Annotated in this window: 13 protein-coding genes and 5 tRNA genes; 12 read left to right on the forward strand and 6 right to left on the reverse strand. The window is 47.5% G+C overall.

Annotation, left to right across the window (positions count from 1 at the left end):
• Window positions 1–2: 2 nt before the first annotated feature.
• The 6 genes from GNE05_RS01420 to GNE05_RS01445 all read right to left on the reverse strand — a co-directional run bounded on the left by GNE05_RS01420 (window position 3) and on the right by GNE05_RS01445 (window position 6,736).
• Window positions 3–1,916: a glycoside hydrolase family 3 protein gene (locus GNE05_RS01420; protein ID WP_061861785.1), complete on the reverse strand. Its 1,914-nt coding sequence runs from the start codon at window positions 1,914–1,916 to the stop codon at window positions 3–5.
• A 46-nt stretch (window positions 1,917–1,962) separates the two neighbouring features.
• Window positions 1,963–3,246, reverse strand: a complete 1,284-nt coding sequence (gene pbp4b / locus GNE05_RS01425) for a penicillin binding protein PBP4B (protein WP_160182338.1) — start codon at window positions 3,244–3,246, stop codon at window positions 1,963–1,965.
• Window positions 3,247–3,264: 18 nt separating this feature from the next.
• The gene (locus GNE05_RS01430; RefSeq protein ID WP_160182339.1) at window positions 3,265–4,632 is read right to left on the reverse strand and encodes a PTS transporter subunit EIIC; all 1,368 of its coding nucleotides are present in this window, start codon (window positions 4,630–4,632) and stop codon (window positions 3,265–3,267) included.
• 127 nt (window positions 4,633–4,759) lie between these two features.
• Window positions 4,760–5,689: an N-acetylmuramic acid 6-phosphate etherase gene (gene murQ / locus GNE05_RS01435; protein WP_061861787.1), complete on the reverse strand. Its 930-nt coding sequence runs from the start codon at window positions 5,687–5,689 to the stop codon at window positions 4,760–4,762.
• A 99-nt stretch (window positions 5,690–5,788) separates the two neighbouring features.
• Window positions 5,789–6,265 (reverse strand): GNAT family N-acetyltransferase, encoded by a 477-nt coding sequence (locus GNE05_RS01440; RefSeq protein WP_007408015.1) that lies wholly within the window; start codon window positions 6,263–6,265, stop codon window positions 5,789–5,791.
• Window positions 6,266–6,283: 18 nt separating this feature from the next.
• Complete coding sequence (locus GNE05_RS01445) at window positions 6,284–6,736, reverse strand: 2-thiouracil desulfurase family protein (protein ID WP_014416775.1); 453 nt, start codon at window positions 6,734–6,736, stop codon at window positions 6,284–6,286.
• A 180-nt stretch (window positions 6,737–6,916) separates the two neighbouring features.
• Here GNE05_RS01445 and GNE05_RS01450 point away from each other — a divergent pair.
• The 12 genes from GNE05_RS01450 (at window position 6,917) to GNE05_RS01505 (ending at window position 15,366) form a co-directional block, all read left to right on the forward strand.
• Window positions 6,917–6,988: transfer RNA gene (locus GNE05_RS01450), tRNA-Glu, on the forward strand.
• Window positions 6,989–6,991: 3 nt separating this feature from the next.
• A tRNA-Val gene (locus GNE05_RS01455) sits at window positions 6,992–7,067 on the forward strand.
• Between the two features lie 5 nt (window positions 7,068–7,072).
• A tRNA-Thr gene (locus GNE05_RS01460) sits at window positions 7,073–7,145 on the forward strand.
• Window positions 7,146–7,164: 19 nt separating this feature from the next.
• Window positions 7,165–7,249 (forward strand) — tRNA-Tyr (locus tag GNE05_RS01465).
• 4 nt (window positions 7,250–7,253) lie between these two features.
• Window positions 7,254–7,325, forward strand: a tRNA-Gln gene (locus GNE05_RS01470).
• Between the two features lie 229 nt (window positions 7,326–7,554).
• Entirely contained in the window at window positions 7,555–8,118 is a 564-nt protein-coding gene (gene sigW / locus GNE05_RS01475) for an RNA polymerase sigma factor SigW (RefSeq protein ID WP_003156766.1), read from the forward strand.
• A gap of 13 nt (window positions 8,119–8,131) precedes the next feature.
• Complete coding sequence (gene rsiW, locus GNE05_RS01480; protein ID WP_003156765.1) at window positions 8,132–8,758, forward strand: anti-sigma-W factor RsiW; 627 nt, start codon at window positions 8,132–8,134, stop codon at window positions 8,756–8,758.
• Window positions 8,759–8,923: 165 nt separating this feature from the next.
• Window positions 8,924–9,745 (forward strand): diadenylate cyclase CdaA, encoded by an 822-nt coding sequence (cdaA, locus tag GNE05_RS01485; protein WP_003156763.1) that lies wholly within the window; start codon window positions 8,924–8,926, stop codon window positions 9,743–9,745.
• Window positions 9,738–11,177, forward strand: a complete 1,440-nt coding sequence (locus GNE05_RS01490; protein ID WP_021495334.1) for a CdaA regulatory protein CdaR — start codon at window positions 9,738–9,740, stop codon at window positions 11,175–11,177. Before cdaA ends, GNE05_RS01490 begins: the two co-directional genes overlap by 8 nt.
• A 17-nt stretch (window positions 11,178–11,194) precedes the next feature.
• On the forward strand, window positions 11,195–12,541 hold the full coding sequence (gene glmM / locus GNE05_RS01495) for a phosphoglucosamine mutase (protein WP_007408011.1): 1,347 nt from the start codon (window positions 11,195–11,197) through the stop codon (window positions 12,539–12,541).
• 431 nt (window positions 12,542–12,972) lie between these two features.
• On the forward strand, window positions 12,973–14,775 hold the full coding sequence (gene glmS, locus GNE05_RS01500; RefSeq protein WP_003156758.1) for a glutamine--fructose-6-phosphate transaminase (isomerizing): 1,803 nt from the start codon (window positions 12,973–12,975) through the stop codon (window positions 14,773–14,775).
• Window positions 14,776–15,213: 438 nt separating this feature from the next.
• Window positions 15,214–15,366, forward strand: a complete 153-nt coding sequence (locus GNE05_RS01505) for a hypothetical protein (RefSeq protein WP_014720653.1) — start codon at window positions 15,214–15,216, stop codon at window positions 15,364–15,366.
• Window positions 15,367–15,470: the final 104 nt, after the last annotated feature.

Raw genomic sequence — 15,470 nt, forward strand, 5'->3', positions numbered from 1 at the left:
GTTTAAAGCGGTTTTCCGGTCTTCAGATTGATACCGAAACCATAAGGATAGAGTGTCGTTCCCGGATGAGTGACGGAAGGAATGTCAGCGGGCAGCCTGCCTTGCGGTTTTGTCTGTCCGAATATCGCTTCAATGCCTGCCGGAATGTTTGGCTGGAGAAATTGTCCATCTGTATATCCTTTAAAGCCGTAGACTGCGATAAGGGCTTCAGCTTCTTCAAAGTTCGCAGCGTCATATGGATTACGCAGGCTCATCAGCACAAAGGGTTTTTGGTTTGATTGTGCGGCTTTCATGACGGCCCGCGGAAATGCAGTCGTCCACTTGCCGGGATCTGTGACGGAATCATCAATCACGCCGTCGTTTACGACAGGGTCATTTTTCACGACATAGGAGCCTGTAATCACGTAATCCGCGTCGGATACCAGCTTTTTGTGCTCATCATGAAAAGTGCGCTCGGCGAAGTTCATTTTACTGATGGTTACCGGCCGGATTTTTTTCTTCTTGATGAGCTGCCGAAGGGTTTGTTCCATTGACGCTGTTTGATCTTCATAAGGAGCGGCAATGAGAACGCGGCTGTTCTTTTTCGGTTTGAATGGGAGCGTGCGGTTTTTGTTTTGTAAGACGGTGACGGACCTTTCCGCGATTTGTTTTTCAGCTTTCAGGTGATTTTTGCTGCCGACGGTTTTCTTTGCTTTTGCAATCTTCTTTTTCAGATTTGTCTCTTTCGGTGCGGGATATATCCCTCTTTTTATTTTCAGGGAAATGATGCGTTTCACCGATTTGTTAATTTGCTGAAGCGGAATTTCCCCTTTTTGTACCGCCTTTTTTAAAGCGGAATGAACCCGGGCAAAGCGGTTTTCCGTTTGCAGCGAAGTCACTTGGGCCGGCATCAGGGCAATATCGACTCCTGCTTTTACTGCCATGACGACCGCCTCTTCTTGGCCGAAATGATCGGCAATGGCTTTCATATTTAATGCATCCGTAACGATGACGCCGTTAAATCCCATTTCCTCACGGAGAAGATGAGTCATCACTTTTTTCGAGAGTGTGGCGGGTACGAGGATGTCTGAACCGTCCAGCTTGCTTTTATAGGTTGTATCGTCAAAAGCGGGAAATTGCACATGGGCTGTCATGATCATATCAGCTCCGGCCTGAATGGCCTTCCGGAACGGATAAAGTTCAATTTGACGCAGCCTTTCTTGATTGTGGGTGACAAGCGGAAGGCCGTAGTGGCTGTCGACATCCGTGTCGCCGTGTCCCGGGAAATGTTTGACGGCGGCAGCGACATCCTGCTTTTGCTGAGCCTTCATTGAGGCAAGGCCGAGTGAAGCTGTCAGATCTCGGTCTGAACTGAACGACCTGACGCCGATGACAGGGTTTCCGGGATTATTATTGATATCGAGAACGGGAGCGAAATTCGTATTAATGCCCAGTGCTTTCAGTTCTTTCCCGATAATGGCGCCGGTCTGGGACGCGTAGGCTGTTTTTCTAGCGGCTCCGAGCGCCATATTGCCTGGGAAATGAGTGCCTTCACCAAGTCTAGTTACGATGCCGCCCTCCTGATCAATGCTTAATAATAGCGGAATGTCAGGGCTCGCCTTTTGAAAGGCATCTGTCAGGCGTACCGTTTGCTCAGTGTTTTTTACATTTTCTGCAAATAAGATAACGCCGCCGAAACGGTACTTTTGAATAAGCCCTGCGACTTCGTCATTCATTTGGGTAAGAGCCTCAGGTGATGGCTGCCCCTTTTTTTGCCAATTGCGAAAATCAGGCATGAGCATCTGCCCTAATTTTTCATCTAATGTCATACGGGATACCGCTTGTTCCGCCTGTGACGGAATGTCCGGTTTTGTCGATGCATGATGCGTGCCGAAAACAATGAACAACAGTAATACAGCTGAGATGACAAGTTTCATGATGGTGCCCTCCTGCCGTCATAGTTTGGACAAAAGACATGAGTTATCATTCAATGGCTTCATAAATCGTTTTTATGACGCTGCCGTAGCTTCCGGTCGGGAAATGATCCCCTTCAAAAACATTCGGGTTTTCACCGGGTCTGACGACGGGGGAATGCTTTTTATTGGTCAAAAGTGCGATCCCCAGCTTATAAGCGGGATCAATAATCGTGACGGTGCCGGTCCATCCCGTATGGCCGTATGCCTGCCTGCTTGCATAAGGGCCGAACATCCACTCCATATCCGGGCTGCCGTTTTTCCGCCAGCCGAGAGCAAAAGTCGGATCAGAGGATGCCGCCGTTGTGAACAAATCGGCCGTTCTTTTATTGAAGAGAGAAACGTGTTTATAACTGCCGCCGTTCAGCATGACTTGAAGAAGGACGGCCATATCATCAGCTCTGGAAAACAGCCCGGCGTGACCGGACACCCCTCCCATGGAGTAAAATGCTTTTTCATCGTGAACTTCCCCCTGCAGCGTATATGTCCTGATGTGAGGGAAATGGATGACTCCGTCACGTGTGTTGCCTAAACGTTCAGTAGCTGCGAATGCTTTTTCTTTAAAGCCTTTTTGCAGCGGGTTGAACAGTGTGTGCGTCAGTTTCAGCGGTTTGTACAGTTCTTGTTCCGCATAGGCATCAAGGGTTTTTCCGGTTATGTTTTCAATGATGCAGCCGAGAAGCATGTAACCGATATCGCTGTATACGTGTTTTGTTCCCGGTTTATATTCAAGCGGGATTTGGGTGAGAAAACGGATCGTTTTATCCCGTTCTTGTGAATACAAAGGGCCTGCGGTGTCCGGCTGATAGAAATAAAAGCTTGCCGGCAGACCGGATTGGTGCTGGAGCACATCGATGACGCGAATGCGGTCTTTTTCTTGAATCGGATCGCTTTTTCTGTCTTTGAAATCAGGAAGGTAAGCCGAGACTTTTTGATACACATCAAGCTTTCCCTGGCTGACGAGTCGCTGTAATGCAAAATTGGCCGCGTACATTTTTGTATTGGAAGCTAGATCAAACATGGTTGATGTTTTCATTTTTTTCGGACGGGATAAAAGGGTGTTCCCGTCATATTTTTTGCTGTAGCCGTATGCTTTCTTTTTGATCACCCGTCCGTCCTTTACGACGACGAGGACGGCTCCGGGGAATCCTGCTGCGATGTCTTTTTCAATCATTTGATCAACCTTTCTGAGCTTTGCTGCGTCGTATAATTTGGATTGGGCTTCGGCTTTGTGCTGCGGCAGAAAAGAGAGGCTGATGACCATTGTGAGTATGGCGGCTGTCAGTGTTTTCATATTCTGATCCCTCCCGGTTTATTCAAATTCAGCAGCCATGTCATCCTTAAATCCAAACGCATAAGTGAAGACAAAGCCCGCCGCGTAAGAGATGAAGAGACCGATGATATACAAAACGATTTGAGCCGGCTGTACGAGAAAGGAGAGCGGAAGGCCGGAGACACCGATTGAAAAAGTAGCCACCTGAAAATGGGCTTGAAAGGCGCCGCCGATTCCCGCCCCTAAACACGCCGTCAAAAACGGCCGGCCGAGCGGGAGCGTGACGCCGAAGATGAGCGGCTCTCCGATTCCGAGCAGACCGGATGGAAGTCCGCCGCCGATCGCTCTTTTCAATGAGGCTTTTTTTGTTTTCATAAAGATGGCGAAGGCTGCCCCTACTTGACCCGCGCCTCCCATCGCGAGAATCGGAAGAAGCGGGTCATCTCCGATTGATCGGATTAATTCCAAATGTACGGGGGTCAAGCCTTGATGCAGGCCGGTGACGACAAGCGGCAGGAAGGCGGCTCCCAGTACAAACCCTGAGAGCACTCCCCCGACATTCAGCAGTGACAATAAACCTGATGTAATCAGATCAGAAATAAAACCGCCTGCAGGGATAAACACGACATATGTCACCAGCCCGGTGATAAGTAAAGACAATGTAGGCGTGACGATAATGTCGATGGATTGATGGACGTACTTTCTGATAAACCGTTCGGTATAAGCGACAAAAACCGCAGCGAAAAGAACGCCGATTAATCCTCCCCTGCCCGGGAGCAGATTCTCTCCGAACAAACTGATATTGGCGATCTCAGGGTTAAGGATCAATATGCCCGCAAGGCCGCCCATCGCGGGTGTCCCGCCGAATTCCTTCGCCGCATTGATGCCGACAAGGACGCCGAGGTAAGTGAACAAGCCTGAACCGATAACCGTTAAAATAAGTGCGATTTGGGATTCTTTCGGGAGCCAGCCGGCCTGAATGACGGCTTTCGTAATACCGGTGATTAAACCTGATGCAATGAGTGCGGGAATAAGGGGGATGAAGATGCTTGATATTTTTCTCAGAAACCGTGTGATGGGTGTGGTGTTTTTTCTGTTGAGATCGGCTTTTTTCCGTGAGGCGGCTTCTTTTAAATCAATGTTTTTTCCGGATGACATAAGTTTTGCGAAAGCGTCGGCGACATGATTGACGACACCCGTGCCAAGGATGATCTGCAGTGTTTCGGCTTCGACGACGCCTATTACCCCGTCAAGCTGTTTCAGCGCTTCAATATCCGTTTTGTCCTGATCTAAAGGTGTAATCCTCAGGCGTGTCATACAGTGGGTAAAGCCTGAAATATTCGATGAACCGCCGCAATTGTCCAGGATATCTTTGGCCAGTGACTGATAAAATGCCTCTTTGCTCATGGAGATCCTCCTTTGTCCGTGCGATTTTTCCCGGGGAGCTGTGCCTGAAACGCGTCCTAAAAGCGCCTGCGCCGATTATGAAAACGGCGCGGGCTCGTAAAAGCACATTATTTCCACCAAAGAACGATCAGCGTTCTTTTTCTTTTGAAACGTGCTGTTCAATGGCTTTGTCAATGAAGCCGTCTGATTCTTTGAGCAGTGCCTTCGCGTGTGTTTCGTCCGAATTCGTCTTCAGCATGACGATTGCCGTTTTGACATGGCTGCCTGCGGCCTCAAGCGTTTCTTTTGCCTTGTCGTACGGAACGCCCGTGATGCTTTGGATAATGCCGATTGCGCGTTCTTTCAATTTTTCGTTGCTGACATGAACGTCCACCATTAAATTTTCGTACACTTTGCCGCTTTTGATCATCACGGCCGTGGAAATCATGTTCAGAATCATTTTATGTGCCGTCGCCGCTTTCATTCGTGTTGACCCTGTAATCACTTCGGGGCCGACGACGACTTCGATGCTGTGATCGGCATAAGTGCTGATCAATGAGTGTTTATTGCATGTGAGCGCGACAGTTTTGGCGCCGATTGTTTTTGCGTATTTCAGCGCACCGGCCGCATACGGCGTGCGCCCGCTTGCCGCGATGGCGATCACGGTGTCTTCTGAGGTAAGTCCGATCGTTTTGAGATCGAGAGCGCCGGTTTCCTCGCTGTCTTCTATACCTTCAGCCGCTTGCAAAAAGGCGTCTGCCCCTCCGGCCATCAGACCGATGACGGTGTCGGGACTTACGCTGTATGTAGGCGGGCATTCAACCGCATCCAGTACACCGAGCCTGCCGCTTGTGCCCGCTCCCGCATAAATCAGCCTGCCGTTTCGCCGTAAGGACTGATGGGCGAATTGAACGGCAATCTGAATATCGGGCAGCACCTGCTGAACGGCTTCAGCCACTTTGAAATCCTCTTCGTTAATGATGCGGAGAATTTCCATCGTGTCTGCTTGATGGATTGAAGCGGTCTGCGGATTTCTGGTTTCTGTGGTCAATCTGTGAATGTTAAGCCGGTCTGTCATGATTGTACCCTCCCAAGTCGTTAATACTTGAAGTATATGGGCTTCTGAATAGATGTTTCAAGAAAAATCGGCAGGGATGAGATGGATAATCAAGCGCTTTCACAAAAAATGATGCAGAATGTGCTGTTCACCGATCGGGCCGATCCTGCGCCGCCCTTTATCAATAAAACCGGAAGACCGGTACAGGTTCTTTGCACGATGATTGCGATGGTTTACTGCAAGCACGATTTCATCACACCAAGGAAAGTAATTTGCGACAAAAGCGGGGAGCTGCAGCATCGCTTGTTTGGCATAACCTTTTCCCTGATGCGGTGCATGTAAGGACAGCGCACTCAGCAAAATGGCAGACACATTGTTCGAATACGGGGCAATGGTTTCTTTTGAGGTATGTAAAATAAAAAAACCGACGGGGCGGTCTTCTTTTAAAATGACTGTCGGGTAGCGATCCCGGATGACAAGAGCCTGCGGCAGGACATCTATCGGCAGAGCTGTGAACTTTTTATCTTCTTCACTCAGCACAAACCCGTTAAGCCCGTCTGCATGCTCCGGTTTATAAAAGGACAGGGCTACATCCATGATATCTACTCTCCTTTTTTATAATTGATCCAATTCATCTTCTGATAGAACACGGCAGCCTGCCCGTTTTAAAAGAGCGGAAGTGATGCCGTCTCCGAGTATTTTTTTTCCTGAGAAAGTGCCGTCATAGATAAAGCTGCTGCCGCAGGACGGACTGTTTTCTTTAAGGATGACCGTTGCGGCGCCTATTTCTTTTGCGTATGCTAACGTTTTTTCCGCGCCGTCCATATATAAAGCCGTAACGTCTTCGCCTGATGCCGTTACGATTTTTGCCGTTCCGTTCAGCACGTCTTCGCCCGTGCCGCCGATGATTTCCGCCGGTTCGCGGGGAGTGGTGAAGCCGCCCAAAAGTTCGGGGCAGACCATAACAGCTTTCTTTTCTTCTACGAGTCTGCGGATTTTTTCCGAAGCGGCGTGAGAGCCGTTATACCTGCATTCGATACCGCCGAGACAAGAGCTGACTAAGATCATCTGTGTCCATTCCCTTCAATATTTTGATACTTTCATCATAAATGAAATAAGAGAGGAGGGATGAGTTTTTCAGTTAAAAAACGGGTAAAAAAGTTTGAAAATAAAAAAAATAATTTTTCTCTTTACAAATGGGGTACAACCTGTATATAATAACTTTTGTCAGCTCGACGCGGACACAACGGCCCGTTGGTCAAGCGGTTAAGACACCGCCCTTTCACGGCGGTAACACGGGTTCGAATCCCGTACGGGTCATATGGAGGATTAGCTCAGCTGGGAGAGCATCTGCCTTACAAGCAGAGGGTCGGCGGTTCGAGCCCGTCATCCTCCACCATATTTGCCGGCCTAGCTCAATTGGTAGAGCAACTGACTTGTAATCAGTAGGTTGGGGGTTCAAGTCCTCTGGCCGGCACTGTTTTTTAAAAAAATACGGAGGGGTAGCGAAGTGGCTAAACGCGGCGGACTGTAAATCCGCTCCCTCAGGGTTCGGCAGTTCGAATCTGCCCCCCTCCACCATTTTTGGGCTATAGCCAAGCGGTAAGGCAACGGACTTTGACTCCGTCATGCGTTGGTTCGAATCCAGCTAGCCCAGTATCAGACACCTTTTGCATAAAGGTGTCTTTTTTTATCAGCATTTTGTTTCGATTTCTGATTGTTCATCAGATATACTATTTTTAAGCTGCTGTTAAGGCAGTATATTCTGTATTTTCCATCTACACCCTGCCTGAAATTTGGTAAAATAAATGTAATAAAAAAATGAAACCTTTTAAAACAATCAACGTATAGATACAGACCGGTGAAGGGCAGAGGTAAGATAAAACATGGAAAACCTGATTAAAAAAAGAATCAAGCAAGTCAAAAAAGGCGATCAAAATGCGTTTGCAGAAATCGTTGACCTTTATAAAGATAAGATTTACCAGCTTTGCTACCGCATGCTCGGCAATGTTCACGAAGCGGAAGATATTGCGCAGGAAGCTTTTATCAGAGCGTATGTCAATATCGACAGTTTCGATATCAACAGAAAGTTTTCAACGTGGCTTTACAGAATTGCGACCAACCTGACCATTGACCGCATCCGCAAGAAAAAGCCTGATTACTATCTGGACGCAGAAGTAGCGGGAGCAGAAGGGCTGACGATGTATTCGCAGATCGCCGCGGACGGGGTTCTCCCTGAAGACGCCGTATTGTCATTGGAGCTGTCGGACACAATTCAGAAAAAGATTTTAAAGCTGCCTGACAAGTACAGAACGGTAATTGTATTAAAGTATATTGACGAACTCTCTTTAATTGAAATCGGGGAGATTCTGAATATCCCTGTCGGCACCGTCAAGACAAGGATACACAGAGGCAGAGAGGCTCTTAGAAAACAATTGAGGGATCTTTAAGTGGGGTGATGAAATGAGCTGTCCTGAACAGATCGTGCAGCTTATGCATAAGCATCTTGATGGAGATATCCTTCCTGAAGATGAAAACGTATTAAAACAACATTTGCAGTCATGCGGGAATTGCAAACGGCATTTTCATGAAATGGAGAAATCCGTAGCACTCGTCCGAAGCACATCGCATGTCACGGCCCCTGCTGATTTTACTGCCAAAGTTATGGCGAATCTTCCAAAAGAGAAAAAACGCGCTTCTGTAAAACGATGGATCAAAACTCATCCGATGATTGCAGCCGCAGCGGTTTTTGTGATTTTAATGGGCGGCGGTTTTTTCAACAGCTGGCATAATGACCACAATTTCAGTGTGTCCAAACAGCCGAACCTTGTCGTGCAGAATCACACGGTCACCGTCCCTGAAGGCGAGACCGTAAAGGGCGATGTCACAGTAAAAAACGGCAAGCTGTTCATTGAAGGAAAAGTCGACGGCAATGTGACCGTCGTCAACGGAGAAAAATACATGGCCTCAGCCGGACAAGTCACCGGGCAGATTGAAGAGATTAACCAATTGTTTGACTGGGTCTGGTACGAACTGAAATCGGCGGGCCAGGGCGTCGTGAGCGCTTTGGACCCGAATGAAGATGAGTAAAGCGTATAATCGCTTTACTCTTTTTTTGTGCATCGCCGCGCTGGCTCATTTCACTTGAGAAATCAAAATGTGGTATAATGAGCACGCTATATGATGTACATATTGCTCATGCAGCACAATTCATAACAGAAAAACGAAATGACTGAATTCTTGGAGGACGAGGAAATGGCTTTTGAGGACATCCCATTTTTGCAATACCTCGGCAATGCCGTTGATATTCTCCTTGTTTGGTATGTGATATATAAATTAATCATGGTCATACGCGGGACGAAGGCGGTTCAGCTTTTAAAAGGAATCGTCGTCATCGTATTGGTCCGGATGGCCAGTTCATATTTGGGACTCAGCACGCTTCAGTGGCTGATGGACCAAGCGATAACATGGGGATTTTTAGCGATCATCATTATATTCCAGCCTGAGCTGAGACGGGCGCTTGAACAGCTCGGACGGGGCCGGTTCTTTTCCAGGAGCGGAACCCCCGTGGAGGAAGCGCAGCATAAGACAATTGAAGCGATTACAAAATCGATCAGCTACATGGCGAAACGCCGCATCGGCGCACTCATCGCGATTGAGCGCGATACGGGAATGGGCGATTATATTGAGACGGGCATCCCGCTTAATGCGCAGGTCAGCTCGGAGCTTTTGATTAATATCTTCATCCCGAATACACCGCTGCATGATGGAGCGGTCATTATGAAAAATAACGAGATTGCGGCGGCTGCCTGTTATCTGCCGCTTTCTGAAAGCCCGTTTATTTCAAAGGAGCTGGGGACGCGTCACAGAGCGGCTGTCGGCATCAGTGAAGTGACGGACAGCTTAACCATTATTGTATCTGAAGAGACGGGCGCCATCAGTGTGGCCAAAAACGGAGACCTTCACAGAGAATTGACGGAAGAAGCACTGAAAGAAATGCTTGAAGCCGAGTTTAAGAAGAACGCCAGAGATACTTCTTCTAACCGCTGGTACTGGAGGGGCAAGAAAAATGGATAAATTCTTAAACAACCGCTGGGCTGTAAAGATCATTGCATTGCTCTTTGCGCTGCTGCTTTACGTTGCGGTTAACAACAACCAGGCGCCGACTCCGAAAAAGCCGGGGGAATCCTTTTTTCCGACATCAACGACTGACGAGGCTACGCTTACTGATATTCCTGTAAAAGCATACTATGATGAAGCGAACTATGTCGTCACCGGCGTGCCCCAGACCGTAAATGTCACGATTAAAGGCTCGACAAGCGCGGTGAAAAAGGCGAGACAGACGAAGAATTTTGAGATATACGCCGATATGAATAAGCTGAAGACCGGGACTCATAAGGTCGAATTGAAGGCGAAAAACGTATCGGACGGACTGACGATCTCCATTAACCCGTCAGTCACGACGGTTACGATTCAGGAAAAAACGGCTGAGAGTTTTCCCGTGGAAGTTGAATACTACAATAAAAGCAAAATGAAAAAGGGATACACCCCTCAGCAGCCGATTATCAGCCCGAAAAACGTGCAGATTACAGGTTCGAAAAATGTGATTGATAACATTTCACTTGTCAAAGCATCCGTGAACCTTGAAAATGCAAATGAGACCATTGAAAAGGAAGTGAAGGTGACCGTCTATGACAAAGACGGCAACGCACTTCCTGTTGATGTTGAACCGTCAGTCATTAAAGTGACGGTTCCCGTAGCCAGTCCGAGCAAAAAGCTTCCTTTCAAAATCGAAAGGAAGGGAAGTCTTCCGGACGGGGTGAGCGTTGCGAGTATTGACTCGAATCCGAGTGAGGTGACGGTTTACGGCCCGCAGGATGTGCTGGATTCACTGGAATTTATTGACGGCGTATCTCTTGATTTAGGCAAAATTGATAAAGATACCGATATCAATGCCGATATCCCGCTTCCTAAGGGTGTCACTAAGGTATCACCGGAAAAAATCACGCTTCATGTTAAAGTGGACAGTGAAGACAAAAAAGATTTTGACAATGTCGGAATCAAGACGGTCGGACTGGGAGGCTCACAGCAGATTGAGTTTCTCGATCCTGAATCGCAGGCGATAAATATTACGGCCAAAGGCTCTCCCGCCAACATTAAGGCGCTGAAAAAGTCGGACATTGAACTGTATGCCAATGTCTCGGACTTGGATGACGGAGAGCACTCTGTAAAGCTTGAAGTAAACGGCCCGCAAAACGTCACATGGTCCCTGTCAAAAGACACGGTTAAGATCAAGCTGACTTCTAAGAAAAACACAAGTTCAAATAAAAATAACGGCGGTTCCGCTGATTCCGGCAATAAGAACGGCACAAGCGGAGACGCAGACAAAGACAAGAACAAGAACCGGGAAGACGACACTGACAGCGATCAGAATAAAAGTCAAAACCAGGATCAAAATCAAGACCAGGATGAAGACGGATCAAGTGCTGATTCTTCTTCAACAGAATGAAAAAGGAGCGATACAAAATGGGCAAGTATTTTGGAACAGATGGTGTAAGAGGTGTTGCCAACAGCGAGCTTACGCCAGAGCTGGCCTTTAAAGTTGGGCGTTTTGGCGGTTATGTCCTGACCAAAGATAAGCAGCGCCCGAAAGTGCTGATCGGCCGTGATACACGTATCTCCGGACATATGCTGGAGGGAGCCCTTGTCGCCGGACTTTTATCGATCGGAGCTGAAGTGATGCGCCTCGGCGTTATTTCTACGCCAGGGGTATCCTATTTAACGAAAGCCATGGATGCTGAGGCGGGCGTCATGATCTCCGCTTCTCACAACCCCGTACAGGATAACGGAATTAAATTTTTCGGAGGGGACGGCTTTAAGCTTTCTGATGAGCAGGAGGCCGAGATTGAACGTCTCATGGATGAACCGGAAGATAAGCTGCCGAGACCGACAGGCGCGGACCTCGGGCTTGTGAACGATTATTTTGAAGGCGTTCAAAAGTATCTGCAATTTTTAAAGCAGACGGCGGACGAAGATTTCACAGGCATTCATGTAGCGCTTGACTGCGCCCATGGTGCGACATCTTCCATTGCGACGCACCTTTTTGCCGATCTCGATGCTGACGTATCTACAATGGGGACGTCTCCGAACGGATTAAACATTAATGATGGCGTCGGTTCTACTCACCCGGAAGCGCTGAGTGCTTTCGTCAAAGAAAAAAACGCCGATATCGGCCTTGCGTTTGACGGAGACGGCGACCGCCTCATTGCCGTTGATGAAAAAGGAAACATCGTCGACGGTGATCAAATCATGTACATATGCGCGAAGTATTTGAAATCAGAAGGCCGTCTGAAGGATGATACCGTCGTATCGACCGTGATGAGCAACCTCGGTTTCTACAAAGCGCTTGAAAAAGAAGAAATCAAAAGCGTTCAAACGGCAGTCGGCGACCGCTATGTCGTAGAAGCGATGAAAAAAGACGGCTATAATGTCGGCGGCGAGCAGTCAGGGCACCTTATTTTCCTTGATTACAACACTACCGGCGACGGTCTCTTGTCCGCGATCATGCTTGTAAATACGCTGAAGGCGTCCGGCAAAACCCTTTCAGAACTTGCGGATGAAATGAAAAAATTCCCGCAGCTCTTAGTGAATGTGAAAGTGACGGATAAATATAAGGTAGAAGAAAACGCTAAGGTGAAGGCCGTTATTTCTGAAGTGGAAAAAGAAATGAACGGAGACGGCCGGATTTTAGTGCGCCCGTCAGGCACCGAACCGCTCGTCCGCGTGATGGCCGAAGCGAGAACAAAAGAGCTTTGTGACGAATATGTCACAAAAATCGTGGATGTCGTGCGGACAGAAATGGGAGCGGAGTAGCGAAGTTTATAAGCAGAGAGCGAACAAGACAAGTGCGATCAGCATAATATGATAGTAAACATGATGCCGGGGCGGCAAAAAATAATTGACCGTCCTTGGCACATGCTGTAAAATCAAGCTTGTTCAGCCTTTGTTTTTCACTTGCAGGAAAGGCGGGATTGTTTGCATCTTTTATAATTACAGCGCCCGAACTAAGCGCCCGAAAAACGGCTTAGTTGACGAGGATGGAGGTTATCGAATTTTCGGCGGATGCCTCCCGGCTGATTCATTTAGATCACAGCCGTAAGGATTTCTTCAAACCGGAGGGGCGACTCTCCGAACAAAGGGAAATCACATGATCTTCCAAAAAAACATGTGGGAGGGGACGATTGAAAGTCCCCTTGTAATTTGACTTTCTTCGTCTCCTTTTGCACCTTTAGGAGGAAGAAAATATGTGTGGAATTGTAGGTTATATCGGTCAGCTTGATGCGAAAGAGATTTTGTTAAAAGGATTAGAGAAGCTTGAGTACCGCGGCTATGACTCTGCCGGTATCGCTGTGGCGAATGAGCAGGGCGTGCATGTGTACAAAGAAAAAGGCCGCATCGCCGACCTTCGTGAAGTGGTGGATCACACGGTTGAATCTCAAGCGGGAATCGGCCATACACGCTGGGCGACTCACGGCGAACCAAGCTTCCTGAACGCTCACCCGCATCAAAGCGCACTCGGCCGCTTTACACTTGTTCACAACGGTGTGATCGAGAACTATGTTCAGCTGAAGCGCGAATATCTTGAAAACGTTGAACTGAAAAGCGACACGGACACTGAAGTAGTCGTTCAAATGATCGAGCAATTTGTGGCGGGAGGACTCAGCACAGAAGAAGCGTTCCGCAAAACACTGACTCTGTTAAAAGGCTCTTACGCAATTGCATTATTTGACGGTGAAAACACAGACACCATTTACGTTGCAAAAAACAAAAGCCCTCTGTTAATCGGCCTTGGAGATACGTTTAACGTCGTGGCATCTGACGCGATGGCTATGCTTCAAGTAACGAATGAATACGTTGAGCTTTTGGACAAAGAAATGGTGATCGTGACAAAAGACGAAGCCGTGATTAAAAACCTTGACGGTGAAGTCATGACACGTGCATCTTATATCGCTGAGCTTGACGCCAGTGATATCGAAAAAGGCACATACCCTCACTACATGTTAAAAGAAACGGATGAGCAGCCGCTTGTTATGCGCAAAATCATCCAAACGTATCAGGACGAAAACGGCAGACTGGCCGTGGCCGGCGATGTCGCTGACGCCGTGGCGGAAGCGGACCGCATTTATATCGTGGCTTGCGGAACGAGCTACCATGCCGGTCTTGTCGGGAAACAATATATTGAAATGTGGGCAAACGTACCGGTTGAAGTGCATGTAGCGAGTGAATTCTCTTACAACATGCCGCTTCTGTCTAAGAAGCCGCTCTTTATCTTCCTTTCTCAAAGCGGAGAAACAGCGGACAGCCGCGCCGTGCTTGTTCAAGTCAAAGCACTGGGTCACAAAGCGCTGACGATTACAAACGTTCCGGGATCAACGCTTTCCCGTGAAGCGGATTACACATTGCTTCTGCACGCAGGCCCTGAGATCGCGGTTGCATCAACAAAAGCGTATACGGCTCAGATTGCCGTCCTCGCGATCCTTGCATCCGTTGCAGCAGAACGCAACGGCGTTGATATCGGTTTTGATTTAGTCAAAGAATTAGGTATCGCGGCAAACGCCATGGAAGCCCTCTGCGACCAGAAGGACGAAATGGAAATGATCGCGCGTGAGTACCTGACTGTTTCAAGAAACGCTTTCTTCATCGGCCGCGGCCTTGACTACTTCGTATGTGTCGAAGGCGCCCTGAAGCTGAAAGAGATTTCTTACATCCAGGCGGAAGGCTTCGCCGGCGGCGAGCTGAAGCATGGAACAATCGCTCTGATTGAAGAAGGAACACCGGTCTTTGCGCTTGCGACACAAGAACACGTCAACCTGAGCATCCGCGGAAACGTGAAGGAAGTCGCAGCCCGCGGCGCCAACACTTGCATCATCTCGCTGAAAGGCTTAGAAGACGCAGACGACAGATTCATCCTGCCGGAAGTCAACCCTGCGCTAGCTCCGCTGGTATCTGTTGTGCCATTGCAGCTGATCGCTTACTACGCTGCACTGCACCGCGGCTGTGACGTTGATAAACCGCGCAACCTTGCGAAGAGTGTGACTGTGGAGTAGGGATAAATAATTCACGGTAAACAGCTTTAGCGGATAATATAGTTGTTTAAATATTTGAATGATTTACATCCGTTCGCTTATAATTAGAATAAGCGAACGGATGTTTTTGTTTATGAGAATATAATCGGGAATTGAATATAACAATTATGCCAATAGTTACGTATTATAGATGTGAGTCCTATATATAGGTTTATTCAAATTTTTAGTGCTAATAAGCTTGCGCTAATAAAGGAGCTATAACTGTAGGTTTAACCCTAAAAGCAAATCTTAATCTAAGTACAGTACTTTTAGAGTGGGAAATATATACTATGCTTACTTTAATAGTAAAAGCTTCCCTTTCACTATTAAAAATGCTAATGATTTGGAGATGAGTTATAAGGTAACAGTAGCTTGCTTATAAGAATGGTTTTGTTCATATAAATATGCGAGAATTGTGTAATGTCGAAAAAACTGGTAATGATTGCTGTTTCAAGATTTGGAGATTTAAAGAACCCTGACCTTTGGGGAATAGTCACAGTACTGGACAATCCTATTTGGGCCAATAAGGAAAGAAAATATGAAAAATTGCTGAAAGAATGGTCAGTGCCTTGAATTAACTGAAAAAGTAGATTCATATCAATCGTATTAATTTGAAAGAACCGAGGTCATTACTTTCCGGTTATGTAGACATTTAATTTTAAAACTTAAAATATGTA

This window comes from Bacillus sp. AM1(2019) (assembly GCF_009906915.1).
Classification (GTDB): Bacteria; Bacillota; Bacilli; order Bacillales; family Bacillaceae; genus Bacillus; species Bacillus velezensis.

Bases quoted from the DNA above. Each gene is read 5' to 3' on its own strand.
- GNE05_RS01420 (WP_061861785.1), bottom strand. From the start codon at position 1,916: ATGAAACTTGTCATCTCAGCTGTATTACTGTTGTTCATTGTTTTCGGC.
- pbp4b (WP_160182338.1), bottom strand. From the start codon at position 3,246: ATGAAAACACTGACAGCCGCCATACTCACAATGGTCATCAGCCTCTCT.
- GNE05_RS01430 (WP_160182339.1), bottom strand. From the start codon at position 4,632: ATGAGCAAAGAGGCATTTTATCAGTCACTGGCCAAAGATATCCTGGAC.
- murQ (WP_061861787.1), bottom strand. From the start codon at position 5,689: ATGACAGACCGGCTTAACATTCACAGATTGACCACAGAAACCAGAAAT.
- GNE05_RS01440 (WP_007408015.1), bottom strand. From the start codon at position 6,265: ATGGATGTAGCCCTGTCCTTTTATAAACCGGAGCATGCAGACGGGCTT.
- GNE05_RS01445 (WP_014416775.1), bottom strand. From the start codon at position 6,736: ATGATCTTAGTCAGCTCTTGTCTCGGCGGTATCGAATGCAGGTATAAC.
- sigW (WP_003156766.1), top strand. From the start codon at position 7,555: ATGGAAAACCTGATTAAAAAAAGAATCAAGCAAGTCAAAAAAGGCGAT.
- rsiW (WP_003156765.1), top strand. From the start codon at position 8,132: ATGAGCTGTCCTGAACAGATCGTGCAGCTTATGCATAAGCATCTTGAT.
- cdaA (WP_003156763.1), top strand. From the start codon at position 8,924: ATGGCTTTTGAGGACATCCCATTTTTGCAATACCTCGGCAATGCCGTT.
- GNE05_RS01490 (WP_021495334.1), top strand. From the start codon at position 9,738: ATGGATAAATTCTTAAACAACCGCTGGGCTGTAAAGATCATTGCATTG.
- glmM (WP_007408011.1), top strand. From the start codon at position 11,195: ATGGGCAAGTATTTTGGAACAGATGGTGTAAGAGGTGTTGCCAACAGC.
- glmS (WP_003156758.1), top strand. From the start codon at position 12,973: ATGTGTGGAATTGTAGGTTATATCGGTCAGCTTGATGCGAAAGAGATT.
- GNE05_RS01505 (WP_014720653.1), top strand. From the start codon at position 15,214: ATGTCGAAAAAACTGGTAATGATTGCTGTTTCAAGATTTGGAGATTTA.